At 69.1% G+C, this 23,491-nt stretch carries 18 protein-coding genes; 4 read left to right on the top strand and 14 right to left on the bottom strand.

All coding sequences use genetic code 11. The features are described from left to right. Positions 1–11: 11 nt before the first annotated feature. From F3087_RS12135 to F3087_RS12085, 11 genes are all read right to left on the bottom strand, one after another. Positions 12–1,574, bottom strand: coding sequence for a beta-N-acetylhexosaminidase (locus tag F3087_RS12135; RefSeq protein WP_191093930.1), 1,563 nt, complete (start codon positions 1,572–1,574; stop codon positions 12–14). A 179-nt stretch (positions 1,575–1,753) separates the two neighbouring features. Next, positions 1,754–3,331 carry a bifunctional phosphoribosylaminoimidazolecarboxamide formyltransferase/IMP cyclohydrolase gene (gene purH, locus F3087_RS12130; RefSeq protein ID WP_150402024.1) on the bottom strand — a complete coding sequence of 526 codons (1,578 nt, stop codon included), beginning with the start codon at positions 3,329–3,331 and terminating at the stop codon, positions 1,754–1,756. After that, complete coding sequence (gene purN / locus F3087_RS12125; RefSeq protein WP_396897559.1) at positions 3,328–4,026, bottom strand: phosphoribosylglycinamide formyltransferase; 699 nt, start codon at positions 4,024–4,026, stop codon at positions 3,328–3,330. Before purN ends, purH begins: the two co-directional genes overlap by 4 nt. Before the next feature lie 58 nt (positions 4,027–4,084). Further along, positions 4,085–5,539 (bottom strand): cell division protein PerM, encoded by a 1,455-nt coding sequence (locus F3087_RS12120; RefSeq protein WP_150402022.1) that lies wholly within the window; start codon positions 5,537–5,539, stop codon positions 4,085–4,087. Positions 5,540–5,747: 208 nt separating this feature from the next. Continuing rightward, complete coding sequence (locus F3087_RS12115; RefSeq protein WP_150402021.1) at positions 5,748–6,818, bottom strand: DUF5336 domain-containing protein; 1,071 nt, start codon at positions 6,816–6,818, stop codon at positions 5,748–5,750. A 242-nt stretch (positions 6,819–7,060) separates the two neighbouring features. After that, the gene (locus tag F3087_RS12110) at positions 7,061–7,291 is read right to left on the bottom strand and encodes a hypothetical protein (RefSeq protein WP_150402020.1); all 231 of its coding nucleotides are present in this window, start codon (positions 7,289–7,291) and stop codon (positions 7,061–7,063) included. Positions 7,292–7,318: 27 nt separating this feature from the next. Then, entirely contained in the window at positions 7,319–7,582 is a 264-nt protein-coding gene (locus F3087_RS12105; RefSeq protein ID WP_150402019.1) for a hypothetical protein, read from the bottom strand. An 82-nt stretch (positions 7,583–7,664) separates the two neighbouring features. After that, positions 7,665–10,622 (bottom strand): AfsR/SARP family transcriptional regulator, encoded by a 2,958-nt coding sequence (locus F3087_RS12100; protein ID WP_150402018.1) that lies wholly within the window; start codon positions 10,620–10,622, stop codon positions 7,665–7,667. 351 nt (positions 10,623–10,973) lie between these two features. Beyond that, entirely contained in the window at positions 10,974–11,888 is a 915-nt protein-coding gene (sucD, locus tag F3087_RS12095) for a succinate--CoA ligase subunit alpha (protein ID WP_014988330.1), read from the bottom strand. A gap of 11 nt (positions 11,889–11,899) precedes the next feature. After that, positions 11,900–13,066, bottom strand: a complete 1,167-nt coding sequence (gene sucC / locus F3087_RS12090) for an ADP-forming succinate--CoA ligase subunit beta (protein ID WP_150402017.1) — start codon at positions 13,064–13,066, stop codon at positions 11,900–11,902. A gap of 393 nt (positions 13,067–13,459) precedes the next feature. Further along, complete coding sequence (locus F3087_RS12085) at positions 13,460–13,708, bottom strand: hypothetical protein (RefSeq protein WP_150402016.1); 249 nt, start codon at positions 13,706–13,708, stop codon at positions 13,460–13,462. Between F3087_RS12085 and F3087_RS45910 the strand changes: the two genes are divergently transcribed. Then, complete coding sequence (locus F3087_RS45910; RefSeq protein WP_191093928.1) at positions 13,613–14,806, top strand: peptidoglycan DD-metalloendopeptidase family protein; 1,194 nt, start codon at positions 13,613–13,615, stop codon at positions 14,804–14,806. The two genes, F3087_RS12085 and F3087_RS45910, sit on opposite strands and share 96 nt — an antisense overlap. 227 nt (positions 14,807–15,033) lie before the next feature. Continuing rightward, positions 15,034–16,413 (top strand): DUF1731 domain-containing protein, encoded by a 1,380-nt coding sequence (locus F3087_RS12075; RefSeq protein WP_150402015.1) that lies wholly within the window; start codon positions 15,034–15,036, stop codon positions 16,411–16,413. A gap of 9 nt (positions 16,414–16,422) precedes the next feature. On the opposite strand, the gene F3087_RS12070 is transcribed toward F3087_RS12075, so the two are convergent. Both F3087_RS12070 and pcrA read right to left on the bottom strand, forming a co-directional pair. Continuing rightward, on the bottom strand, positions 16,423–16,848 hold the full coding sequence (locus F3087_RS12070; protein WP_150402014.1) for a hypothetical protein: 426 nt from the start codon (positions 16,846–16,848) through the stop codon (positions 16,423–16,425). A gap of 26 nt (positions 16,849–16,874) precedes the next feature. Then, a complete protein-coding gene (gene pcrA, locus F3087_RS12065) occupies positions 16,875–19,496 on the bottom strand; it encodes a DNA helicase PcrA (RefSeq protein WP_150402013.1) in 2,622 nt (873 codons plus the stop codon). A 384-nt stretch (positions 19,497–19,880) separates the two neighbouring features. On the opposite strand from pcrA, the gene F3087_RS12060 reads away from it, so the two are divergent. Next, positions 19,881–20,174, top strand: coding sequence for a chorismate mutase (locus F3087_RS12060; RefSeq protein ID WP_014988338.1), 294 nt, complete (start codon positions 19,881–19,883; stop codon positions 20,172–20,174). Positions 20,175–20,302: 128 nt separating this feature from the next. Here the strand turns inward: F3087_RS12060 and F3087_RS12055 are convergent, their stop codons facing one another. Continuing rightward, a complete protein-coding gene (locus tag F3087_RS12055) occupies positions 20,303–21,757 on the bottom strand; it encodes an NAD-dependent succinate-semialdehyde dehydrogenase (protein WP_191093927.1) in 1,455 nt (484 codons plus the stop codon). A gap of 95 nt (positions 21,758–21,852) precedes the next feature. Here F3087_RS12055 and pgi point away from each other — a divergent pair, with 95 nt between their 5' ends. Beyond that, positions 21,853–23,490 carry a glucose-6-phosphate isomerase gene (gene pgi, locus F3087_RS12050; RefSeq protein WP_150402012.1) on the top strand — a complete coding sequence of 546 codons (1,638 nt, stop codon included), beginning with the start codon at positions 21,853–21,855 and terminating at the stop codon, positions 23,488–23,490. Position 23,491 lies beyond the last annotated feature (1 nt).

Raw genomic sequence — 23,491 nt, 5'->3', positions numbered from 1 at the left:
CCGCGGGCGCGCTACGCCGGAGGTTCGCCGACGGCGTCGGCCCGTGCCGCGAATTCGAGGTAGCTACCGGCTTGCGGTGGACCCCAGGTCTGCTGTGCGGTGACCTTCAGCGGCATGGCGATGGCGGCGGCGATCCGGTCCGGGGTCTGCACCGTCGGGTCGTCGCACCAGACGAACAGACCCGAGCCGAGGTTGTGCGTGTTCTGGTCCGGCGTCAGGCGGGTGCCGTCGACGAACAGCGCCGGATCCCAGATCTGATAGGCGACCGGCGGCGGCACGTTGCCTGCCGCGGTCGGGCCGCCCGCCACGTAGTAGGTCGGCGTAAAGGACGCGTTGCGGAGTTCGTGGCCCGAGGCGATGAGATCGGCTGGGCTGCGTGCGTTTCCGAAGAACGGCAGGGGCAGTTGTGGGATGCCCGCGCGGCTCCAGTAGTCGATGACGATGTCCCGGCCGATGGCGAGAGTGCCTGCGCCGGTGTGCAATCCGTCGTTCCAGATGCGCGGGCGTTTGCCGTGCGCGCGGACGATGTCGGCGCCCCAGTTGATCAGGCCGAGGAAGGCGTCGACGGGCTGGGCCTGCGGCCCGTAGGTGGCGCGGGCGTACTCGCCGATCTGCGGGTACTCGTCGAAGCTCGCGACGCGGGCGCCGTCCAGCAGGAACTCATCTGCGCCGAGGTGCCAGTAGGGGCCGGGGAACAGCGGCAGGAACTCGTCGAGGATGTCGCGCATCAGGTCGTAGGCGCGCGGGTTCGCGATATCGATGGCCGCGTCGGAGACCCGGCCGTCCGCGCTGCGCAGCTTCAGGTCGGGGTGGGCGGCCAAGATGCCGTTCATGTGACCGGGGAAGTCCACCTCGGGCATGATCTCGACCTGATACCTGGCCGCGTACTCGACCAGGTCGCGAATGTCCTGCTTCGAATAGTGCTGTGCGGCGGTTATTTCCGGGTGTCGTTCGCTTTCGAGGCGGAAGCCGAAGGTGTCCGAGAGGTGCAGGTGCAGCAGGTTCAGCTTGAGGTAGCCCATGCGGCGGATCTGCGCGCGCAGCAGATCGACCGGCATGAATTCGCGGCCGACGTCGAGCATGAGGCTGCGTTCGCGATACTGCGGCCAATCCGTCGCGGTGCCACCGGGAATCGCGTCCCGTTGCCGTAGGAGCTGCAGTGCCGAGCGGGTGGCGTAGAACGCGCCCGCGATGTCATTGCCGCGCAGGTCCAGGGTTCCGCCGATCGAAATCTGGTATGCCTCAGGCATTTCCGGAGCTCCGGGCACGGTGCCGGTGCTGAGCACGATGTCACCGGGACCGCCGGACGAACCCGCCTGCGCGACAACGTCATTTCCGGTCACCGCACGCAGCGCCGAAGCGAAATCTGTAGCGGTGTCGCGTAATCCGTCCCCGTACAGGACCCGCGCATGCGCACCGAGCGAGAATTCGCCCCCACCTGGATTCCACGCCTTCAACGAAGGAACAGTCTGCGGCACCCCCGGCTCCGCCTGAGCCGCTTGCTGCCCACCGACCGACACCGCCACAGCAGCGACCAGCACAACCACACCGACACCCACCGCACGAATCGACATGCGGCCACTGTACGAAACCACCACGCGCATTCGCGCCCGCCCGCCCCACCGCAGCCGCACCACTTCTGATTTCCCGCACCGAAATTTGCATGCGATTTTCGGTGCGGGAAGTCAGAAGTGGTGCGGGAATGCCGAACGCCACGCCGGCGGACCGGGCGTGGCGTTCGAGGTGGGGTAGGTCAGTGGGCGAAGTGGCGGGAGCCGGTGAGGTAGAGGGTTACGCCGGCTTCGCGGGCCAGGTCGATGGTTTCCTGGTCGCGGACGGAGCCGCCGGGCTGGACGATCGCGCGGACGCCTGCCTGGATGAGCTGCTGCGGGCCGTCGGGGAACGGGAAGAACGCGTCCGAGGCCGCGACCGAGCCCTTGGCCCGATCACCGGCGCGCTGCACGGCGAGCTGCACCGCGTCCACCCGGTTGACCTGGCCCATGCCTACGCCGACCGAGGCGCCGTCGTGCGCGAGCAGGATCGCGTTGGACTTCACCGCACGGCAAGCGCGCCAGGCGAATTCGAGCTCGGCGAGGGTCTCGGCGTCGGCCGCGGTGCCGGTGGCCAGCGTCCAGTTGGCCGGATCGTCGCCCGCGGCGTCGAGGATGTCACGCTGCTGCAGCAGCGCGCCGCCGCTGATCGGGCGCAGCTCGGCGCCCGCGCGCCGCGGCGGCTCGGCGATCAGGATGCGCACGTTCTTCTTGCGCTGCAACACTTCCACCGCACCGTCGGCGTACGCCGGAGCCACGATCACCTCGGTGAAGATCTCCGCGACCTGCTCGGCCAGCTCCACGGTGACCTCACGATTGGCCGCGATCACGCCGCCGAACGCGCTCACCGGATCGCAGGCGTGCGCCTTGCGGTGCGCCTCGGCGATGTCGGCGCCGATCGCGATGCCACAGGGGTTGGCGTGCTTGATGATCGCGACGGTCGGCGCGGTGTGGTCGTAGGCGGCTCGCCACGCGGCGTCGGCATCGGTGTAGTTGTTGTACGACATCTCCTTGCCGTGCAACTGCCGAGCCTGCGCGAGACCGAGACTGCCGTCGTTGCTGGTGTAGAGCGCGGCCGCCTGATGCGGGTTCTCGCCGTAGCGCAGCACCGCGGAACGCTCCCAGGTGCCGCCGAGCCAGGCCGGGAACTGCACGCCGCTGTCCTCGGCCTGCGCCGCGACGCCCGGCGCGAGCACCGAGGTCATCCAGCTCGCGACCGCGACGTCATAACTTGCGGTGTGCTGGAAAGCCTTGGCCGCCAACGCAGTCCGCTCGGCGAGGGTGAACCCGCCGGACTTCACCGCACCGAGTACCTCGTCGTAGTCGCCGCTGTCGACGACCACGGCCACCGACGGATGGTTCTTCGCCGCGGCCCGCACCATGGACGGCCCGCCGATGTCGATCTGCTCGACGCACTCGTCCGGGCTCGCGCCGCTGGCCACGGTCTCGGTGAACGGGTACAGGTTCACCACGACCAGCTGGAACGCCTCGACGCCCAGCTCGACCAGCTGATCGAGGTGCTGCTGTTTGCGCGTGTCGGCGAGGATGCCCGCGTGCACCCGCGGGTGCAGCGTCTTCACCCGCCCCTCGAGCGTCTCCGGGAAGCCGGTGAGGTCCTCGACCTTGGTCACCGGGATGCCCGCGTCGGCGATCTTGCCCGCGGTCGAACCGGTCGAGACCAGCTCGATGCCCGCGGCGTGCAGACCGGTCGCGAGCTCGATCAGCCCCGTCTTGTCGTACACGCTCACCAGCGCGCGCTTGATTTCCTTGCGGTCACTCACCGGATAACTCGCTCATCTGGGATAACTGCCTTTCGTCCGTCGGAAACAATGCCCCGCGTGGCGACGGCGGCGACGACCTGCGCGAGCAGCCGCCGTTCCACCACCTTGATGCGTTCGTGCAGGCTCGCCTCGTCGTCGTCGGGCAGCACCGGCACCGCCTCCTGCGCGAGGATCGGCCCGGTGTCGACGCCCGCGTCGACCAGGTGCACGGTCGAGCCGGTGACCCGCACCCCGTAGGCGAGCGCGTCACGCACCCCGTGCGCGCCGGGGAAGGCGGGCAGCAGCGCGGGGTGGGTGTTGATGATCCGGCCGCCGAAGCGGTCGAGGAAGGCGGGGCCGAGGATCTTCATGAACCCGGCCGAGACCACGAGATCGGGTGCGTAGCCGGCGACCGCGTCGGTCAGCGCGGCATCCCAGTCGGCGCGATCGGGAAAGTCGTTCAGCGCCACCTTGAAGTGGGCGACGCCCGCGGCGTCGGCGTGCTCGGTGGCCGCGCAGTTCCGGTCGACGCCGACGGCGACGATCTTCGCCGGGAAGCCGGCGGCGGCCGCCGCGTCGAGCAGCGCGCGCAACAACGATCCGGTGCCCGAGGCGAGCACGACGACGGTCGCCGGGGCCGCGGCGGGGGTCCACGAGGCGGGCGGAGACGGCCGGGGGTCGGCAGACGGCGGAGCCGGCGGGGTGGGCAAGCTCAGGGCTCTACTCCTGCGAGTCGATCGGATGGCGGACGGAAGAGCTCCGCCGGGTTAGAGCCTAACGACCGTCTACCCGGTCACTTTCCGGCAGGTCCGCCTCGACCACCTCGGCATCGACGATGTCGGGTGTGGTAATCGGGTGTGCCGATCGCACCGTGCCGATCGAGGTCTGCTCCTCGACGAGTTCGCCGTCGAGCGCGACTTCCAGGTCCGGGCCGTCGTAGTCGGCGTAGTCGTCCTCGAAGTAGTCGCGGTTGTCCGCGTAGTCGTCGTCGGCGTAGTAGTCGTCCGCGTAATCGTCGTCGTAGTAGTCGTCTTCGTCGTACGGATCGGCGTAGTCGCCGGGCGGCGCGCCGACCGGGACGAGGAACCAGCGCGCGAACGCGAGACCGACGTAGCCGGGGATGGCCAGCCACGCGAAGGTGAGCAGCAGGAAGATCGGCAGGTCGAGCCCGATCCGCCCGAACGTGCCCAGGTCACCGCCCGCGACCACGCCGAGCAGCGACAGCGCGACGGCCGCCAGACCGGCCGAGCACAGCGTCGCCCACGGCGCTCCGATCCGGTCGGTCGAGCTCCGCGCCAGGTCTAGTCCGCCGAGCACGCCGATCGCGGCCGGGATGAGCAGCAGCACCGGCCACCAGCCCGCCGCCGGTCCGGTCGGCACCGCCGCCATCAGCGGCACGGCCGGAATCGGCCCGCCGACAACGGAAAACACGCCGAACGACGCGACCCCGATCTGCGCGCCGGAGCCGACCAGCACGCCCACCGCCAGCACCACGAGATTCGGCAGGTAGGCCAGCGAGAGCAGGGTCAGCCCGATCACCCCGGCGGCGTTGCCCGCGCCGTGGTAGGTGTCGCCGATCCGCGGAATGTGGAACAGGAACGAGAGCACGAGCAGCGCGGTGGCGCAGCCGAGCAGGCGCAACATCGCCCGGCCGGCGGCGTACATGCCGGAGATCGCCCACTCGGGCAAGCGCAGCAGCACGAACAGTTCGCGCCGGGTCCGGGTCGCGATACCGCCCAGCGCCGCAACCAGATACAGGCCGCCGACCCAGGCGAACGCGGCGAGGGTGTTCGGCGGTTGCAGCGCGACGACGCCGGACGCGTCCTCGGCGACCGCCAGGCAGATGGCCGTGATCAGCAGCGGACCGGCCAGCGCGGCGCCGACGATCCAGCCGAGATCGGCGCGCGTGCAATCGGGTTCGACGGCGCGGGCGCATTCCCGGCCGGCCAGCCAGACCAGCAGGGCGGTCGGCAGCAGCGGGAGCAGGCCGAGCGAGGTCTTGCCGATCACCAGCGGAACCTGGTGCGCGCCAAGCCATCCCGCGGCGATCGCGCCGGAGGTGCCGGCCAGATTGCTGCCCGAGGTGAGCAGCGTCGCGAGGACGAGCACAATGATCGCGGTCAGCGCGTAGGTGGTCGGCCGACCGGCGACCAGGACGAGGACCCTGGCGCGTTCCGGGGTCAGCGACAGAAACCCGGCCTCTTCGGGCTCGGGGTGCGGCTCGGGCACAGTGCGAGATCCACCTGTCCGGCGCGCGAGTGAGTTCCGAGACGAGTTCACGACCGCGCCTCGCTGACGCTCGGCTCCGTCGTGCGCTCAGGCGCGCGGCATCCCTGACTCACTCGCTGACGCTCACTCATGACAATTCAGCGTGGCAGCTCCCCCGGCGCGAGCGGGTCAGGCGCGCCGCATGAAACCGCGCCGGGGGCAGGGATCGCTACTTGTTGTCGTCGGACGGACGGAACGCCTGGGTGGCGTCGTTGGCCGGGTCGGCCCCCTGCTCGCCACCGAACGGCTGGCCCGGCTGCGCGGGCTGCTGGCTCGGCTGCGCGTAGTTCGACGAACCGTACGGCGACTGCTGGGCCGGCTGCTGTGCGGAACCGAAGTGCTGGGTGGCGCCCTCGTCCGGGCGTGGTTGCGCGGCGCTCGGCGAACCGTACGGCGAAGCCTGCTGGGCCCCACCGAAAGCGGTGGTCGGCGGCTGCTGACCGTAGGCGGGCTGCGCGTAGGCCTGGCCCTGCTGGCCGTACGCGGGCTGGCTCGGCTGGCTCTGGCCGTACGGCGAAGCCTGCTGTGCCGCACCGTAACCCGGCTGCTGACCGTAGGGCGACTGCTGGCCGTAGGGCTGCTGACCCGGCTGCGCCTGGCCGTAGCCGGGCTGCTGGCCGTAGCCCGGCTGGCTCTGCCCGAACGCCCCCGGCTGCTGCTGGCCGTAGCCGCCGCCCTGCCCGAACGCGGCCGGCGCGCTGGCCGGTCGCGGCGCGGGCGCCTTGATCAGGCCGGCCTCGAACAGCACCGCGCCCACCGCGACCACGGCCTGGGCGAAGGACAGCACCAGCAGGACGTAAGCGCCCCACTTCAGCTCGATGCCGTCGGACAGCGTGAAGGAGTGCAGCAGCAGCGCGAGGAAGCCCGCGAGCGAGGCCGCGGCGGCCGCGCCCGTCCAGCTCTGCTTGGGCAGCACCGACAGGCCGGCGAGCAGTCCGCCGAGCAGCAGGATGGCGAGCAACGCCGAACCGCCGGCCTCGAACAGGCTCGCGGTCTCGCTACTGGCCACCCGCGCGCCGCCGAAATCGACCGCCTTGGTGCCGACATAGGGCAGGAAACCGAGCAGGAAGTTGATCACGCCGAGCGCCGCGACACCGACCACCAGGAAGAACGGCAGCCCCTTGGCCTCGGCACCGGTCGCGCTCGCACCGGAACTGGCACCACCCGCCGTCGAAGGTTGGCTGGATGGGGTGGAGGGCGCGGGTGTGTTGTACCCGGAGCCCCCGGACGGGTATGACATGTCGTCGTCTCCTAGGTCGAGTCATACGTGGTCTTCAACTGCTGGATCTGCACCTGACGCTACTGCACGCATCGGTCCAGGTCACCCTTAACCGGACCCTCTCAGGGCCTTATCAGCCCCTCCATACCAGGTCGCGGGGGGTTTGCCGACAGCTAGCACCACCATCCGGAAGCGCTTTCGGGGGAACGCGTTCGGCCCGGAGCCACGCGATTGCGGGGTGCTCCGGGCCGGGGCCGGGCGGATCAGTATCGCGGCACGATGAGCCACGATCCCGGGGCGCCCTCGCAGTTGTAATCGGCCCATTCGCCGTTCTCCATGCCGATATTGCCCTCCCGCTCACAGGTGTAGAGCGCCTCGTACGGGCCGAGGCGACCGGGTGCCGGGTCAGCCGAGGCGACGCCGTCTACGAGGCCGGCGCCGAGGAAGCCGATGAAGGCGATCGTGGCGATGGCGGTTATCCGGGTGATCTTCATGCTGGTTCGTCCTTCGGGGTGGGTGGGTCAGTATCGGGGGATGAGCTGCCAGGCGCCGTAGCTGCCCACGCAGTCGTAGTCGGGCCATTCGCCGTGCTCGACGCCCTGGTTGCCGCGGGCCAGGCACTGGTACTCGAACTCGAACGGGCCGCGGTCACCGGGCGCGGACGGGATCGCGGAACCACTGTCGAACGGACCCGCGAACGCGGGGATGCTGGTGCCGAACAAGCCCGCGAAGATCAGTGCGGCGGCCGTGGCGCCGCGAGCGGCAGCGATGCGGGTGGAGGTCATGGTCTTCGCTTTCTTTTCTGGTGTGGTGCGTTGCGAAGACCAGACTCCAGGGCGGCCGTCTCAGCGTGGTTTCATCCGCATCTCACGCCGAAAGACCGGGCGTGACCAGCCGATCCGTGTAGCGCTGCCAGCCGAATCCGGCCGCGGCGAACTCGGCGCGGACCTGTTCGAGCAGCGCTCGCGCGCCCACGGCGTCGCCCTCCGCGCGCAGCAACGTGACCGAGATCGCGCGGGCGGCCAGCAGCGGCACGCCGCCGGGCGCCGCCGCGAAGAACTCGTCGAGCAACTGCCGGGCCGCGGCGGTGTCGCCCTTGGCGAGCAGCACGTCGGCGAGATCGATGCGGGCCAGGCCGGTCGCGTCCTCCTCGTGCGCGAGGGCGGCGCGGCAGTACGACTCGGCGGCGTCGAGGCTGCCGGTGGTCAGCGCGGCGGCGGCGCGGGTGAGGTCGTTGAGCGGCAGGATCTGCCGGTCGTCCAGGCGGCGGGCGTAGCGGTCGGATTCCTCGGCGGTGGCCAGGGCCTCGTCGACGCGGCCGAGACCGAGCAGAGCCTTGGCCTGATTGCTCAGTCCGCGGGAGAGACCGTGCTCGTCCTCGTAAGCCGCGTCGACCTTGCTGGATCGGGTGTAGGCGGCGAGCGCCTCGGCCGCGTCGCCCGAATACAGCAGGGCAGTGCCGAGCGCGTCGGCGAAGGACGAGCCCTGGGTCTCGCGCACGGCCAGCCGCTCGCCCTCGCGCAGCCGGGCGACGGCCTCCGGCAGCCGGCATCGTTCGATGTCGACGATGCCTTGGTAGTAGCGGACCGTTTGGGCCAGTTCCGGGTCGTCGAGCGGCGCGGCCAGTTCGCCCGCCTTGGCCAGTTGGACGGCCGCGGATTCGAGATCGCCGGTCATCAGGGTGTGAAACCCGTAGTGGCTCAAGGCTTGCGCGAGTTCGTGCGCGGCGATGTCGGCCGCGTCGGTGAGTGCCGCGTAGTGGCGTTGCGCCTCGCGGAACCAGGCTCTGGCGAGCCAGGGCACATGCATCTCCACCGCGAGCCGCAAACCATCTGTGGCCCTTGCCGTTCGAGGGGCGCGCTCCAAGGCGGCCAGGATGTTCGGCCATTCCGCGAACACCGCCGCCACCGACTCCGCCGCGGCGAAATCGTCCGGCGCGCCGATGGTGCGCACCAGGTCCAGACACCACAGCAGGTGCCGCGCGCGCAGCTCCTCGATCTCGTTCGCCTCCGACAGCCGGGCCAGCGCGTAGTCGCGGACCGTCTCCAGCAGCGTGAAACGTCTTGTCGCGCCGTCGGTCTGCACGGTGACGAGGTTGCGGTTCACCAGATCCGCCAGGGCGGGTGCGACGTCGCCGCGCTCCAGCTCGCCGTCCGGTACCACCGCCTCGGCCGCCTCCAGGGTGCACCCGCCCGCGAACACGCCGAGCCTGCGCAGCACCGCCCGCTCCCGCTCGGCGAGCAGTTCGTGACTCCAGTCCAGCGCGACCCGCAGGCTGGTGTGCCGCCCGCCCGCCGCGCCACGCGCGCCGCCGACCAGCAGCCGGACCCGATCGTCGATCCGTTGGGCCAGTTGGGAAATCGTCAAGGTCCGGGTGAGACCGGCGGCCAGCTCGATGCCCAGCGGCAGCCAGTCCACCGCCGCGCAGATCGCCACCAGCTCGTCGCGCTCGGCCGCCGTCACCAGCCCGTGCAGGCCGGCGCGTTCGATGAACAGCGCTACGCCGACACTGCGATCCAGCGGGCCGAGCGGGTACACCGACTCCCCCGGCACGCCGAGCGGCTGCTGCGAGGTGACGAGAACGCTGAATCCCTGTGCTGCGGTTACTAGTTCGGCAACCGATCCGAGCACGTGCTCGGCGTTGTCGAGCACGAGCAGGGTGCGCTCGCGCTCGCCGCCGTCGAGGGCGGCGATGATTCCGGGGAGTGGGCCGTTCGGATCGATCGAGCCGTCGGCGGCCAGACCGCCCGCTTCGAGTGCGGCGGCCACCGCGGGCAAGACGTCCTCGGCGCGACCGAGCGGCGCCAGTTCGACGAGCACGACCGGGCGGCCGGACTGCCCGATCGATCGCGCGAGTTCGGCGGCCAGGCGCGACTTTCCGCTGCCCGCGACGCCGACCACCGTGGTCAGGCCGGGCTCGGCGAGACGCGTGGTCAGCGTGGCGAATTCCCGGCCACGGCCGACGAAGCTGGTCATCGGGGTCGACACCATCGGGGCGGGCCAGGACTGCGGCTCCGGTGCCACCGGATCGCTGCCGACCGGCTCGGCGACCGGCTTCGCCACGTCGGGCACGACCGGTAAGGCCGACGCCCGCAACGCCGGATCATGGTCCAGGATGCGCAGTTCCAACGCGCTGGTATCCGGCGCGGGGTCGACCCCCAATTCCTCGGACAACGCCCGCCGCAGCCGCGCCAGCCGCTCCAAAGCGTCGGCCTGTCGCCCGGTCCGATACAACGCCAACGCCAGCAGACACGACAACGGCTCGTGCAGCGGATGCCGCGCGACCAGCCCGGTCAGCTCGGTCACCACCTCACCGGCCGCGCCGAGCTCGAGATTCGCCTCCAGCCCCGCCACGGTCAGCGACAGTCGCCAATCATCGAGCCGTTCTCCCTCGGCTGCCGCGAACGGAATCGTGCGCAGGTCGGCCAGCGCGTGCCCGCGCCACAGCGCGAGCGCCTCCCGTGCCGCCTCCGCGACGGCGGCGTAGTCACCGCCGCGCCGCGCGGTGTGCAACCGCTGCGCCGCCGCCTCCGCGGCCAGCAGATCCGCGGCCGACACGGTCGCCTGATAACCCGCCGGCGTCCGTCCGATGACGTCCGCCAACGGCCCGAGCGCGGCCCGCAGGCGCGACACCACCACGCGCAACCGCTGCACCGGCCGCTCGACCTCGGCCCCCCACAAATCCTCGGCCAGTCGTCCATCCGGCACCGGTACCCGGTTCGCCAAGGCCAACCGCACCAATACTGCCCGTTCCAGCGGCCGATCGACGGTCACCGCGACACCGTCGGCCCACGCCTGCACTGGACCCAATACCAGCACATCCACGCGCTAAGCATGCCCTGTCCGGTACGTCCGCGTCTCCTCGAATTCCAATGATCTCCGCGGTGAACCAGACACCGGCTCGGCTCGTATCCATAACGGGAGACGAAATGGAGGTGTCGACCATGAGTCCGATGGAACAGTTCTGCGAGTGGTTGGTCAGGACGCTCGGCTTCTGCCCTGGCTGAGCCCACCGCCACGCATGACGAAGGCCGCCTCCCTCGAACCAGGGGGCGGCCTTCGTTTCGATATGACGAAGGCCGCCTTCCGATTCGGAAAGCGGCCTCGGTCAGTTCAAGGAATCAGGCCCGCCTCGTCCCCGCCACCACCCTCAACGGAGACGCTTCGCGACGCTTGTCAGACCTCTACGCTTGCCTTCTCCAGGATCTCGCGAGCCAGCGCGGCGGTCTCGGACGGCGTCTTGCCGACCTTCACGCCCGCCGCCTCCAGCGCGTCCTTCTTCGCCTGGGCGGTGCCCGCCGAGCCGGAGACGATGGCGCCGGCGTGGCCCATGGTCTTGCCCTCGGGAGCGGTGAAGCCCGCGACATAGCCGACGACCGGCTTGGTGACGTTGGCCTTGATGTAGGCCGCCGCCCGCTCCTCGGCGTCGCCGCCGATCTCGCCGATCATCACGATCAGCTTGGTCTCCGGGTCCTTCTCGAACGCCTCGATGGCGTCGATGTGGGTGGTGCCGATGACCGGGTCGCCGCCGATGCCGATGGCGGTGGAGAAGCCGAAGTCACGCAGTTCGTACATCATCTGGTAGGTCAGGGTGCCGGACTTGGACACCAGGCCGACCGGGCCCTTGCCGGTGATGTTGGCCGGGGTGATGCCGACCAGCGCCTCGCCGGGGGTGATGATGCCGGGGCAGTTCGGGCCGATGATCCGGGTCTTGTTGCCCTTCTCCACGTTGTAGGCCCACGCGTACGCGGTGTCCTGCACCGGGATGCCCTCGGTGATGACCACGAGCAGCGGGATCTCCGCGTCGATCGCCTCGATGATGGCGTCCTTGGCGAACTTCGGCGGCACGAACGCGATGGAGACGTCGGCGCCGGTCTCCTTGATCGCCTCGGCGACGGTGCCGTACACCGGCAGCTCGACCGCGTTGCCGTCCTTGTCGGTGTGCGCGACGGTGGTGCCCGCCTTGCGCGCGTTGACGCCGCCGACGACCTGGGTGCCTGCCTTCAGCATCAGCGCGGTGTGCTTGGTGCCCTCGCCGCCGGTGATGCCCTGAACGATGACCTTCGAGTCTTTGTTGAGGAAGATAGACATTTCCGGATTCCTTACTTGGCCGCTGCCAGTTCGGCGGCCTTGTCGGCGCCTTCGTCCATTGTCTGCGCAAGCGTGATCAGCGGGTGCGCGGCGTCGACCAGAATCTGGCGACCCTCGTCCACCTTGTTGCCGTCGAGACGGACGACCAGCGGCTTGTTCGCCTCGGCGCCGAGGATCTCCAGCGCCTTGACGATGCCGTTGGCGACCGCGTCACAGGCGGTGATGCCACCGAAGACGTTCACGAACACGCTCTTGACCTGCGAGTCACCCAGGATGACGTCGAGGCCGGCGGCCATCACCTCGGCCGAGGCGCCGCCGCCGATGTCGAGGAAGTTGGCCGGCTTGACGCCGTTGTGGTTCTCGCCCGCGTAGGCGACCACGTCCAGGGTCGACATGACCAGACCGGCGCCGTTGCCGATGATGCCGACCTCACCGTCGAGCTTGACGTAGTTGAGGTCGTTCTCCTTGGCCTTGAGCTCCAAGGGATCGGTCGCGTCCTTGTCCGCGAAGGCCTCGTGATCCGGGTGCCGGAACTCGGCGTTCTCGTCCAGGGTGACCTTGCCGTCGAGCGCGAGGATCTCGTCCTGCGGGGTGCGGACCAGCGGGTTGACCTCCACCAGGGTGGCGTCTTCCTTGACGAACACCTCCCACAGCTTCTGGATGGTCACGGCCGCGGCGTCGAGCACGTCGGCGGGGAGGTGGCCCTGCTCGGCGATCGAGCGGGCGAACGCGAGGTCGACACCCTTGACCGCGTCGACGGCGACCTTGGCGAGGCGCTCGGGCTTGGTCGCGGCGACCTCTTCGATCTCCATGCCGCCTTCGACCGAGCACATGGCCAGGTAGGTGCGGTTGGACCGGTCGAGCAGGAAGGAGATGTAGTACTCCTCCGCGATGTCCTTGGCTTCGGCGACAAGGATCTTCTTGGTGATGTGGCCCTTGATATCCAGGCCGAGGATGTTCTGCGCGTGCGTGAACGCGTCGTCCGGGGTGGCGGCGTACTTGACGCCACCGGCCTTGCCGCGTCCACCGGCCTTGACCTGAGCCTTGACCATCACCGGCTTGCCGATTTCCTCCGCGATGGCGCGGGCGTCCTCGGCCGTGTCCGTGACGCGGCCCTCGGACGAAGGCACTCCGTGCTTAACGAAGAGCTCCTTCGCCTGATATTCGAAGAGATCCATGTACTCACCGTCTCGTCTGCGTTGTGATGACAACGTCTTTGTTGGCGGCCCGACGTCGGAAGCGGGTCGGGTCGGACTCTAATCAGTCACATGGACGGCCAATCGGCCACGTTCATCCTAAGTGGCGCAGGTCACGGGCCGATACGCGCGGCGGGAAAACCGCTGGCCAACGCTACTCATCAGTAGGTTGTTGACACCTCACCAGGTAGAGCGTCAGAACCCACGAACGCGGCCGGATCTACTACAAAACGTCGTGGATCGAGCCGCCTCGCGTGCCCAATGCACAGATGGATATTCCGTGGTGTTACCGTGATCAATCTCACATGTTCGGACAGATAGGCCGCAGCGCTTGCGGACCCTGCAATCGTTTCGTTACCGTCATTGCGGTCGATGTCACAGCACGGTCACGACTAGGAGGACGGCAAGCTTGACGCAGCACAGCACTCCGCAGATGGAGAGCCGTTCCGCAGACGACTCGCCGACGCCGCTGATCAGCTGGCCGTTCGGCCCCGCGAACTTCTCCCGCTTCACGATGTGGCACAGCCGATGAACTATCGCTCCGCCCTTATTCCTGAACATCGCGCTCAGTCCGGCCATCGTTATCGCAACGATGACGACGCCTTCGGCGCGCAGGCTTCGCACGGCAGGCCGGCCGGTCCTTCGGTGGATCGGCAGCGGAACTCGCTGTACAACGCCGCGCCCGCCCGGCCGCAGGACGACTACCGCGCCGCGCCGCACGCCGATTACGGCACCGCCACGCCGCAGGACGACTACAACTTCCACGCCGGCTCCGGCTACGGCGACTCCTGGTCGCCGCAGGACGCGTGGGCACCGCAGGACTCCTGGTCCGACGGCGGCGCCTGGAACGCCGGCGAGGCCTGGGGCGAGAACGACTACCAGGCGCCGGACACCGGCACCTGGGCCCCGGAAGAGTCCTGGGCGCCCGAGCCCGAGTCGGACAGCCCGGCCACCCCCACCGTCATTCCCGGCCGCCGCCCCGCCAAACGCGGTGGCGCGCACCGGCTTCCCGCACCGCCGGCCGCCCTCAAGGGCCGCGCCGCCGTCGCCGCCGTCGCCGCGGGCGCCGTGGTCGCCGCCGGACAGGCCGCGTTCGCCTCGCCCGAGCAGCCGTCGCAGGCCGTCGACTACGAGGCCGCCGGGCAGATCCACGAGATCGCCGCGCAGTCCGTCAGCCTGGCCGACCCGAGCGCCTCCCCGGAATCGCCGCAGGTGCTCAATGTTTCGGGCGCGCTCAACCCCGGCGCCTTCAACGACATCCTGCAAAAGGGCCAGAAGTACGCGGAAGACCTGGCCGCCCAGGAAGCCGCGAAGCTGCGCCCGCTGTTCACCAAGTTCGCCGCGGGCACCTTCACCTCCGGCTACGGCGCCCGCTGGGGCGTACAGCACCTCGGCGTCGACATCGCCGGCCCCATCGGCACCCCGATCGTCGCGGTCGCCGACGGCACCGTGATCGAGGCCGGCCCCGCCGCCGGCTTCGGCATGTGGGTCCGGCTGCTGCACGACGACGGCACCGTCACCATCTACGGCCACATCGACACCGCCACGGTGTCGCAGGGCCAGCGAGTGATGGCCGGCGACCAGATCGCCACGATCGGCAACCGCGGCTTCTCCACCGGACCGCACTGCCACTTCGAGGTCTGGTTGAACGGGTCGGACAAGATCGACCCCCTGCCCTGGCTCGCCACCCGAGGCATCAGCCTCGGCTCGCAGCGCGACTGAGTTTTGTGTGCGGCCCTCCTGCGGGAGGGTGGCGGCAACGACCACGCCCTGCGTGCAGACGTGGGTGAGACTCCATATATGGGTCAGGCTGCTGCCGGGTGTGTGGCAGGTCAAGTGGGTGTGCGAAGTACATGTTGGTGTGCGAAGTGCGCCGTCGTTGGGGTCGCGGGCTTGGGGTGACGATGCGCACGTGTTGCTTTGTGCTGGTCAGGGCTAGCGTTTGAGGTATGGCACGTACAACGGTGTACACCCAGTTCATTGCGCTTCCAACGGAACTCGTGTGGGGGGTGCTGGCGGATCCGACGCGGTGGCCGGAATGGAATCCGGGCGTCACCTCGGTGCAGCTGCACGGTCCGGTCGCGGTGGGCACAACGGGTGACTACCTGCCTAGGGGGCGGGTTTACGAGACATTGCACGGACGTACGGCGCCGCCGTTCGTCATCAGCACGCTGGTTCCCGGGCGGGAACTGAGCATCGAACAACCGGAGCCGGTCGGGCGGATGCGGCTGACCTGGACGGTGACGCCGCGCGACGGTGGCACCGAGATCACCCAGGCGCTCACCTTCAGCGGGCCATCGGCGCCGGTCACCAGGATGGTGGTCGGGTCGCTGCTGGAGCACGACGCACGCGTCTGCTTCGCCCGGCTCGCCCAGCTCGCCGGCCTCGAACCGGCGAGAACCGCGCTCACCGCCGTAATCGCCGGTGGCACAGGCGCATTGGGTAAGCACATTGCCGCGGACCTGACCTGCCGCGGACATCGGGTGCGCATCCTCACCCGGCGACGCGATCCCGGCCTGCCGTTCGACCAGGTCGAATGGGACGGCAAATCGGTGGGCAATTGGGTTGCCGCACTACGCAATCCGGGACCGACCGCGATCATCAACCTGGCCGGAAAACTGGTCGACTGCCGGCCCAGCAAACGCAACGTCGACCAATTGCGGAGCAGCCGAGTCGATTCCACCCGCGCACTGGTCGACGCGGCCAGCACCCTCGACGCACCCATCGACTGCTGGATCCAGGCCAGTACCACCGCGATCTGGTCGGACGCGGGCGAAACCCGTTGCACCGAAACAACTCCGCTGCCGGTGGGCCTGCCGCAGATGACCGGCGTGGCCGAGCCGTGGGAACGGGCCTTCGACGGCGCGAACGCCGCGCACTCGACCATCCTGCGCACCTCGATCGTGCTCGACCCGCAAGCGCCCGCGCTGAAACGCCTGGGTCAGTTGACCAAGGCGGGCCTCGGCGGCCGCGTCGGCCCGGGCGACCAGTGGTTCAGCTGGATTCACGTCGAGGACTGGCTGGCCATCGTCCGCGCCGCCCTCGGCCTCGACCCGCAGGTCACCCTGCCGGACGGAATCCTGGTGGCCGCCACCGACTTCCCGGTCCGCAACCGGGAACTGATGGCCGCGCTGCGCAGGCACCTGCACCGCCCGGCGGCCCCGCCGACCCCGACGGCGATCCTGAAGATCGGCGCCGTCTTCCTCCGCACCGACCCGGCCCTCGGCCTCACCGGCCGCCATGCCACCTCGGAAGTGCTGCGGGAGAGCAACTTCACCTTCCGCTACCCCACCCTGGACGAGGCCCTGACCGACCTGCTGCCGCGCTGAGCGGCAGCGCTACGGGGTTGCCGCGATCGCCAACCCGATCAGCGCAACGACTTTGGCCACCTCCAGGACGATGTACCAGAAGTGCGCATGCGACCGCGGCAGCTCCTCCCCGGCCAGCACCCGGTCGGCCCGGCGACTCAACGGCGGCCGCACCAGCAGGACCTGCGCGGCGAGCAGCGCCACCGCGACGATCAGCCACGCCCAGGTACCGGCCGCAGGCCCGACCACCAGCGTCGCCACTACCAACAGGACAGCCAGTATCGCCTCGACCACGTTCAACGCCCGGAACACCAACCGCCCGATGCCGAGACCGAGCGCCACAGTGATCCCGGGCGCCCGGAACTTCAGCGGCGCCTCCAGGAACGAAATGGCCAGCACCATGCCGAGCCATAGCATCGGAAGCAACCACAGGACGTGCTGCGCGACTGTGTGCACAGGCGAACCCTACGGAACCCTGGCGGTCACAATTTCACCAATGTCCGGCTGTACTGCGGGATGAGCCGGATCTTGCCCGCACTACCGAAGTCGATGGTGACCGTGGCCAGCGGCCCGAATCCCTCCGCGGCGACCACCTTGCCGAGGCCGTATTTGTCGTCACTGACCCGATCGCCCACGGCGAGAACAAGATTGGCGTTGTTCCGCGCAGGCGCGCCGCCGGGCGCCGGACGACGCCCACGCTCGCTACGAATGCCCGGCCGCTGCTCGGCCCACCCGTCGCCGCGGGTCCAATCGCGTTCCATCCGGTCGTCGTCGCCGCGCCGGCGAATGCCGCGGGTCGCCGCGGAACCGGTCGGCTCCAGCCGCCGCCAGTCGATCAGGTGATCCGGAATCTCTTGCAGGAAGCGGGATTCCGGATTCGACACCGGCTGCCCCCACCCGGAGCGCACCACCGCGCGGGTCAGGTACAGCCGCTTCCGTGCCCGGGTGATGCCGACGTAGGCGAGCCGGCGTTCCTCGGCCAGCTCGGTCGGATCGCCGAGCGCGCGCATGTGCGGGAACTGCCCGTCCTCCCAGCCGGTGACGAACACGACCGGGAACTCCAGGCCCTTCGCGGTGTGCAGGGTCATCATGGTCACCACGCCGGTGCCCTCGTCCGGAATCTGATCGGTGTCGGCCACCAGCGAGACCCGCTCCAGGAACGCGGCGAGCGACCCGGGATCCGGTTCGCCCTCGGCCGCCTCCGGCACCAGTCCCTCCTCCCTGGCCGCCTCCGCGTTGTTGTGCGCCTCGGAGCTGAATTCCCGTGCGACGCTGACCAGTTCGTTCAGGTTGTCCAGGCGCGCGCCGTCCTGCGGATCGTCGGACGCCTCCAGCTCCGCCCGATACCCGGTGCGTTCCAGCACCGCGTCGACCACATTGCCGACGTCGGGGAAGTCCAGGTTCTCCTGCACGCCCGCCGCCCGGATCTCGTCCAGCAGATCGAGGAATCCGGCGATCTGCCGTTGCGCCCGGGTGTTCAACAGCGCGACCTTGCCGTCGGCCGCGTCCCGCAGCGCCGCGGCGAAACCGATCCCGCGCTGCTCGGCGTGCACCGCCACGCAGGCTTCGGCCCGGTCGCCGATGCCGCGCCGCGGCGTGTTCAGGATCCGGCGCACGCTCACCGCGTCCTCGGGGTTCTCCAGCACCCGCAGGTAGGCGACGATGTCGCGCACCTCCTTGCGCTCGTAGAACCGGACGCCGCCGACCACCTTGTACGGCAGCCCCATCCGGATGAAGATCTCTTCCAGCGCGCGCGAGTTGTTGTTGGTCCGGTAGAACACCGCGACGTCGCCGTAGTTGGCCTCGCCCTGATCGACGAGCTTGTCGATCTCGCGGGCCACGAACGCGGCCTCGTCGTGCTCGTTGTCCGCGACGTACCCGGTGATCAGGTCGCCCTCGCCGGAATCGGTCCACAGCTTCTTGTCCCGCCGGTTCTCGTTGCGCGAGATCACCGCGTTGGCGGCGGACAGGATGTGCTGGGTGGAGCGGTAGTTCTGTTCCAGCAGAATGGTTTCCGCGTCCGGGAAGTCGCGCTCGAACTCCTCGATATTGCGGATGGTCGCGCCGCGGAAGGCGTAGATGGACTGATCCGCGTCGCCGACCACGCACAGCTCGCTCGGCGGCGCCTGATCCTCGGTCTGCTCTTCCCGGTGATGCCCGACCAGCTCGCGCACCAGGACGTACTGCGCGTGGTTGGTGTCCTGGTACTCGTCGACCAGCACGTGCCGGAACCGGCGCCGGTAGTACTCGGCGACCTGCGGATGGTGTTGCAGCAGCGCGACCGTCTCGCCGATCAGATCATCGAAATCCAGCGCGTTCGCCGCGCGCAGCCGCCGTTGATATTCGGTGTAGACGCGGGCCACCAAGCCGGGCAGTTCGGTTTCGTCGGACTCGGCATCCGCGACCGCCTGTTGCGGGCCGATCAGCTCGTTCTTCAGATTCGAGATCGCGGTCGACAGGAGTCGCGCGGTGTATTTCTTCGTGTCGATGTCGAGGTCGCGACTGATCATCGTGAGCAGTCGCCGCGAATCATCGGCATCGTAGATGGAGAAATTCGAATTCAGGCCGGGCAACAGCGCCGCTTGCATGCGCAGGATGCGCACACAACTGGAGTGGAACGTGGATACCCACATGTTGTTCGCCCGCGGACCGACCAGTCCGATCACCCGCTCCCGCATCTCCGCAGCAGCCTTGTTGGTGAAGGTGATCGCCAGGATCTGGCCGGGCGTCACGCCCCGCGCGGCGAGCAAGTAGGCGATGCGGCGGGTGAGCACGGCGGTCTTGCCGGAACCCGCGCCGGCCACGATGAGCAGCGGTGCGCCACTGTGCACAACGGCGGCGCGTTGCTGCGGGTTCAGGCCGTCGAGCAGTTGCTCGGCTTCCGCGGCGCGCCGACGCTCCCGTTCGACACGCCGCTGTTCGAGTTCGGTGGCCGACGGCGGCGGTTCGGGGACAGCGGCCCGCTGGAGTTCCCGCACCGCACGCACCTCCTCCACAGGCCCGACCGCTGCATCGGTGTTACCACCGGTGACCTGCGGTTTTTGCGTCGAATCCGGCTGCAGGGCGCGACCGGCCTGCGTCTTGGGAGCCACCGTGATGTCCATCGCCCATCCACGCTACCGGCGCACACCGACAGAGTTGAAGCCCCGGGTCATGTCCATGTCGGATCGGCACCGCCCCGGTGAACGGCGGGCGAACTCGCCAGGTGGGCGGCGCGCGGAAACCAAGTCCGGCTTCTCAGCAGATTCACAAAACGAAATGTTTTGCATACCTACCGGCCCGTGGCAGACTGGCGACATGATGAGTGCCCGCGCGATACATCCGTTTCGGTTAACGACCGGATATCGTGATCGCGGCCCCTCTATCTGAGCGCACCATCCTGGGGGACAATTCGATGGCCCTACCAGGTCTGTTTCACGGTGAAAGAACCGATCGGTAACGAGCCGGGCTCACCCGCCGATCCATGTTCTGACACGAGGAGATGAATGATGAGCACCCCCGCCACGACGACCGGGTCCGATTCGGCGTTGCCGCAGAGCGACGCGGAGATCGACAAGCTCCGTAAGGAGATCGATCGCCTCGATGCCGAGATCCTCGCCGCCATCAAGCGCCGCACGGAGATCTCCCGGATCATCGGCCGTACCCGAATGGCCTCTGGCGGGCCCCGCCTCGTGCACAACCGCGAAATGAAGGTGCTGGAGCGATTCAGCGAACTGGGCCAGGAAGGCCACACGCTCGCGATGCTCCTACTGCGCCTCGGCCGCGGCCGCCTCGGCCACTGACGGCCCCCTCCCCTGTCGGCCGCTGAACGCGGCCCTAGTTCCATGCGGCAAAAAGTACGACAACCGCATCCCCAAGGCCGCCCCGGGTGTTCATCACCCCGGGGCGGTCGTTTCGTCTGCGCGCTCGCTCAGCTGAGCGCGATGTACTTGGTGGAGAGGTATTCCTCGATGCCCTCGGTGCCGCCCTCGCGGCCGAAGCCGGATGCCTTGACGCCGCCGAAAGGCGCTGCGGGGTCGGAGATTACGCCGCGGTTGACGCCGACCATGCCGGATTCCAGCCCCTCGGCCACCCGCAACGCGCGGTCCAGGTCACGAGTGTAGACGTAGCTGACCAGTCCGAATTCGGTGTCGTTGGCCGCGGCGATGCCCTCTTCCTCGGTGGCGAAGCCGACAATCGGCGCGACCGGCCCGAACACCTCCTCGCGCAGGATCCTGGCCTGCGCGGGCACCTCGCTGAGGATGGTCGCGGGGTAGAACCAGCCCGGCCCGCCCGGAGCCTTGCCGCCGAGGCGGACCTTGGCGCCGACCGAGACCGCGTCTTCGACCAGCTCGCTGACGATGTTGAGCTGCTCCTCGTTGATCAGCGGGCCGAGGGTGGTGCCTGCGTCGGTGCCTGGGCCGAGGACCACGCTGTTCGACATCGCCTCGACGAACTTGCCGGTGAACTCCTCGAGCACCCCGTTCTGCACGTGGAAGCGGTTGGCCGCGGTACACGCCTCGCCGCCGTTGCGCAGTTTGGCCAGCATCGCGCCCTGCACGGCCGCGTCGATGTCCGCGTCGTCGAACACCACGAACGGCGCGTTGCCGCCGAGTTCCATCGACGTGCGCAGCAGCCCGTTGGCCGACTTCTCCACCAGTTTCTTGCCGACCTCGGTGGAGCCGGTGAAGGTCAGCTTGCGCAGTCGCGGATCGTCGAGCAGCGGCTGGGTCACCGCGCCGGAATGGCTCGAGGTGATCACCGAGAGCACCCCGTCGGGCAGTCCGGCCTCGCTGCACAGCTTGGCCAGCAGCAGCATGGTCAGCGGTGTCGCCGAGGCGGGCTTGACGATCATCGTGCAGCCGGCCGCCAGCGCGGGGCCGATCTTGCGGGTGCCCATGGCCAGGGGGAAGTTCCACGGGGTGATCGCCAGGCACGGCCCGACCGGCTGCTTGTGCACCATGATCCGGCCGGTGCCGGACGGGGCGTGCAGGTAGCGCCCGTGCACCCGGACGGCTTCCTCGCTGAACCATCGGAAGAACTCCGCGCCGTACTTCACCTCGTTGCGGCTCTCCGGCAGCGCCTTGCCCATTTCCAGGGTCATCAGCAGCGCGAATTCCTCGGCCCGCGCGGTGATCTGCTCGAACACGGTGCGCAGGATCTCGCCGCGTTCGCGCGACGGGCGGGCGGCCCAGTCGGCCTGCACCGCGACGGCCGCGTCCAGCGCGCGCACCGCGTCTTCGGGGGTCGCGTCGGCGACCTCGGTCAGTACCTCCCCGGTGGCCGGGTTGTGCACCGGGAAGGTGCCACCACCGGTGGCGGCCACCGGCCCACCGATCCATAGCTGCGTCGGGACGGATTCGAGAACTTCGCGTTCGGACACCATGAATGCCAGCGTAGGCCGCGTCGCGCCGGTTCTCATCGAGTCCGCGGGGGTGTTTGCCGTGCGCGGCGGTCGAGCGGTGAGTAACCTCGGCGAGCGTGAGCAGCGACATCACCGCGACGGCGGCCTGGCGGAAACTGCACGAGCACTTCGACGCGATCGCGGGGCGGCACCTGCGGGAGCTGTTCGCCGACGATCCGTCGCGTGGCCGTGCGCTGACCCTCGACGTAGCGGACCTGCACATCGATTTCAGCAAGCACCGCGTCACCAGGGAAACCCTGGACCTGCTCGTCGAATTGGCGCGCGAAGCCGAGGTCGCCGAGCGCCGGGACGCGATGTACCGGGGCGAGCACATCAACACCTCGGAGGACCGTGCGGTCGCGCACATCGCGCTGCGGGCGCCCGCGGGCGAGTCGGTGCCGGTGGACGGCGTCGACGCGGGTGCGCAGGTGCACGAGGTGCTGGCGCGGATGGGTGAGTTCACCGACGCGCTGCGCTCCGGCGAATGGCGCGGCGCCACCGGCGAACGCATCAGCACCGTGGTCAATATCGGCATCGGCGGTTCCGATCTCGGACCGGTGATGGTCTACCAGGCGCTGCGCCACTATGCCGACGCGGGCATCAGCGCCCGGTTCGTCTCCAATGTCGATCCGGCCGATCTGGTCGCCAAGCTCGACGGACTCGACCCTGCCACAACGCTTTTCATCGTCGCGTCGAAGACCTTCTCCACCCTGGAGACCCTGACCAACGCGACCGCCGCCCGGCGCTGGCTGGTCGGCGCGCTCGGCGAGGACGCGGTGGCCAAGCACTTCGTCGCCGTCTCGACCAACGCCGAGAAGGTGGCCGAGTTCGGCATCGATACCGCCAACATGTTCGGCTTCTGGGACTGGGTCGGCGGGCGCTACTCGGTGGATTCGGCGATCGGCCTCTCGGTGATGGCGGCCATCGGCCGGGAACGCTTCGCCGAGTTCCTCGCCGGAATGCACGCCGTGGACGAGCATTTCGCGAACGCGCCGCTGGAAGCGAACGCGCCGGTGCTACTCGGCCTGCTCGGCGTCTGGTACTCGAACTTCTTCGGCGCGGAATCCCGTGCGGTACTGCCCTATTCGAACGACCTGGCCCGCTTCCCGGCCTATCTGCAACAGCTCACCATGGAGTCGAACGGCAAGTCGGTACGCGCCGACGGCAGCCCGGTCACCACCTCCACCGGCGAAATCTTCTGGGGTGAACCGGGAACCAACGGCCAGCACGCCTTCTACCAGCTGCTGCACCAGGGCACCCGCCTCATCCCGGCGGACTTCATCGGATTCGCCCGCCCCACCGACGATCTGCCCACCCGCGACGGCACCGGCAGCATGCACGACCTGCTGATGAGCAACCTGTTCGCGCAGACCAAGGTGCTCGCGTTCGGCAAGACCGCCGAGGAGATCGCGGCCGAGGGCACCGACCCGAAGGTGGTGCCGCACAAGGTGATGCCGGGCAATCGGCCGAGCACCACTATCCTCGCGCCGCTGCTCACGCCGTCGGTCGTCGGCCAGTTGATCGCGCTCTACGAGCACCAGGTGTTCGTCGAGGGCACCATCTGGGGCATCGACAGCTTCGATCAGTGGGGCGTGGAACTCGGCAAGCAGCAGGCGCTGGCGCTGGCCCCGCTGCTGACCTCTGCGGAAGAGCCTGAGCCGCAAGGGGATTCGTCCACCGACGCGCTCATCCGCTGGTATCGCGCGAAGAAGTAGA

The sequence above is a fragment of the Nocardia colli genome, assembly GCF_008704205.1.
GTDB lineage: Bacteria > Actinomycetota > Actinomycetes > Mycobacteriales > Mycobacteriaceae > Nocardia > Nocardia colli.
Note: the sequence above shows the minus strand (reverse complement) of the source record. Positions and strands in the feature narration are given on the sequence as shown.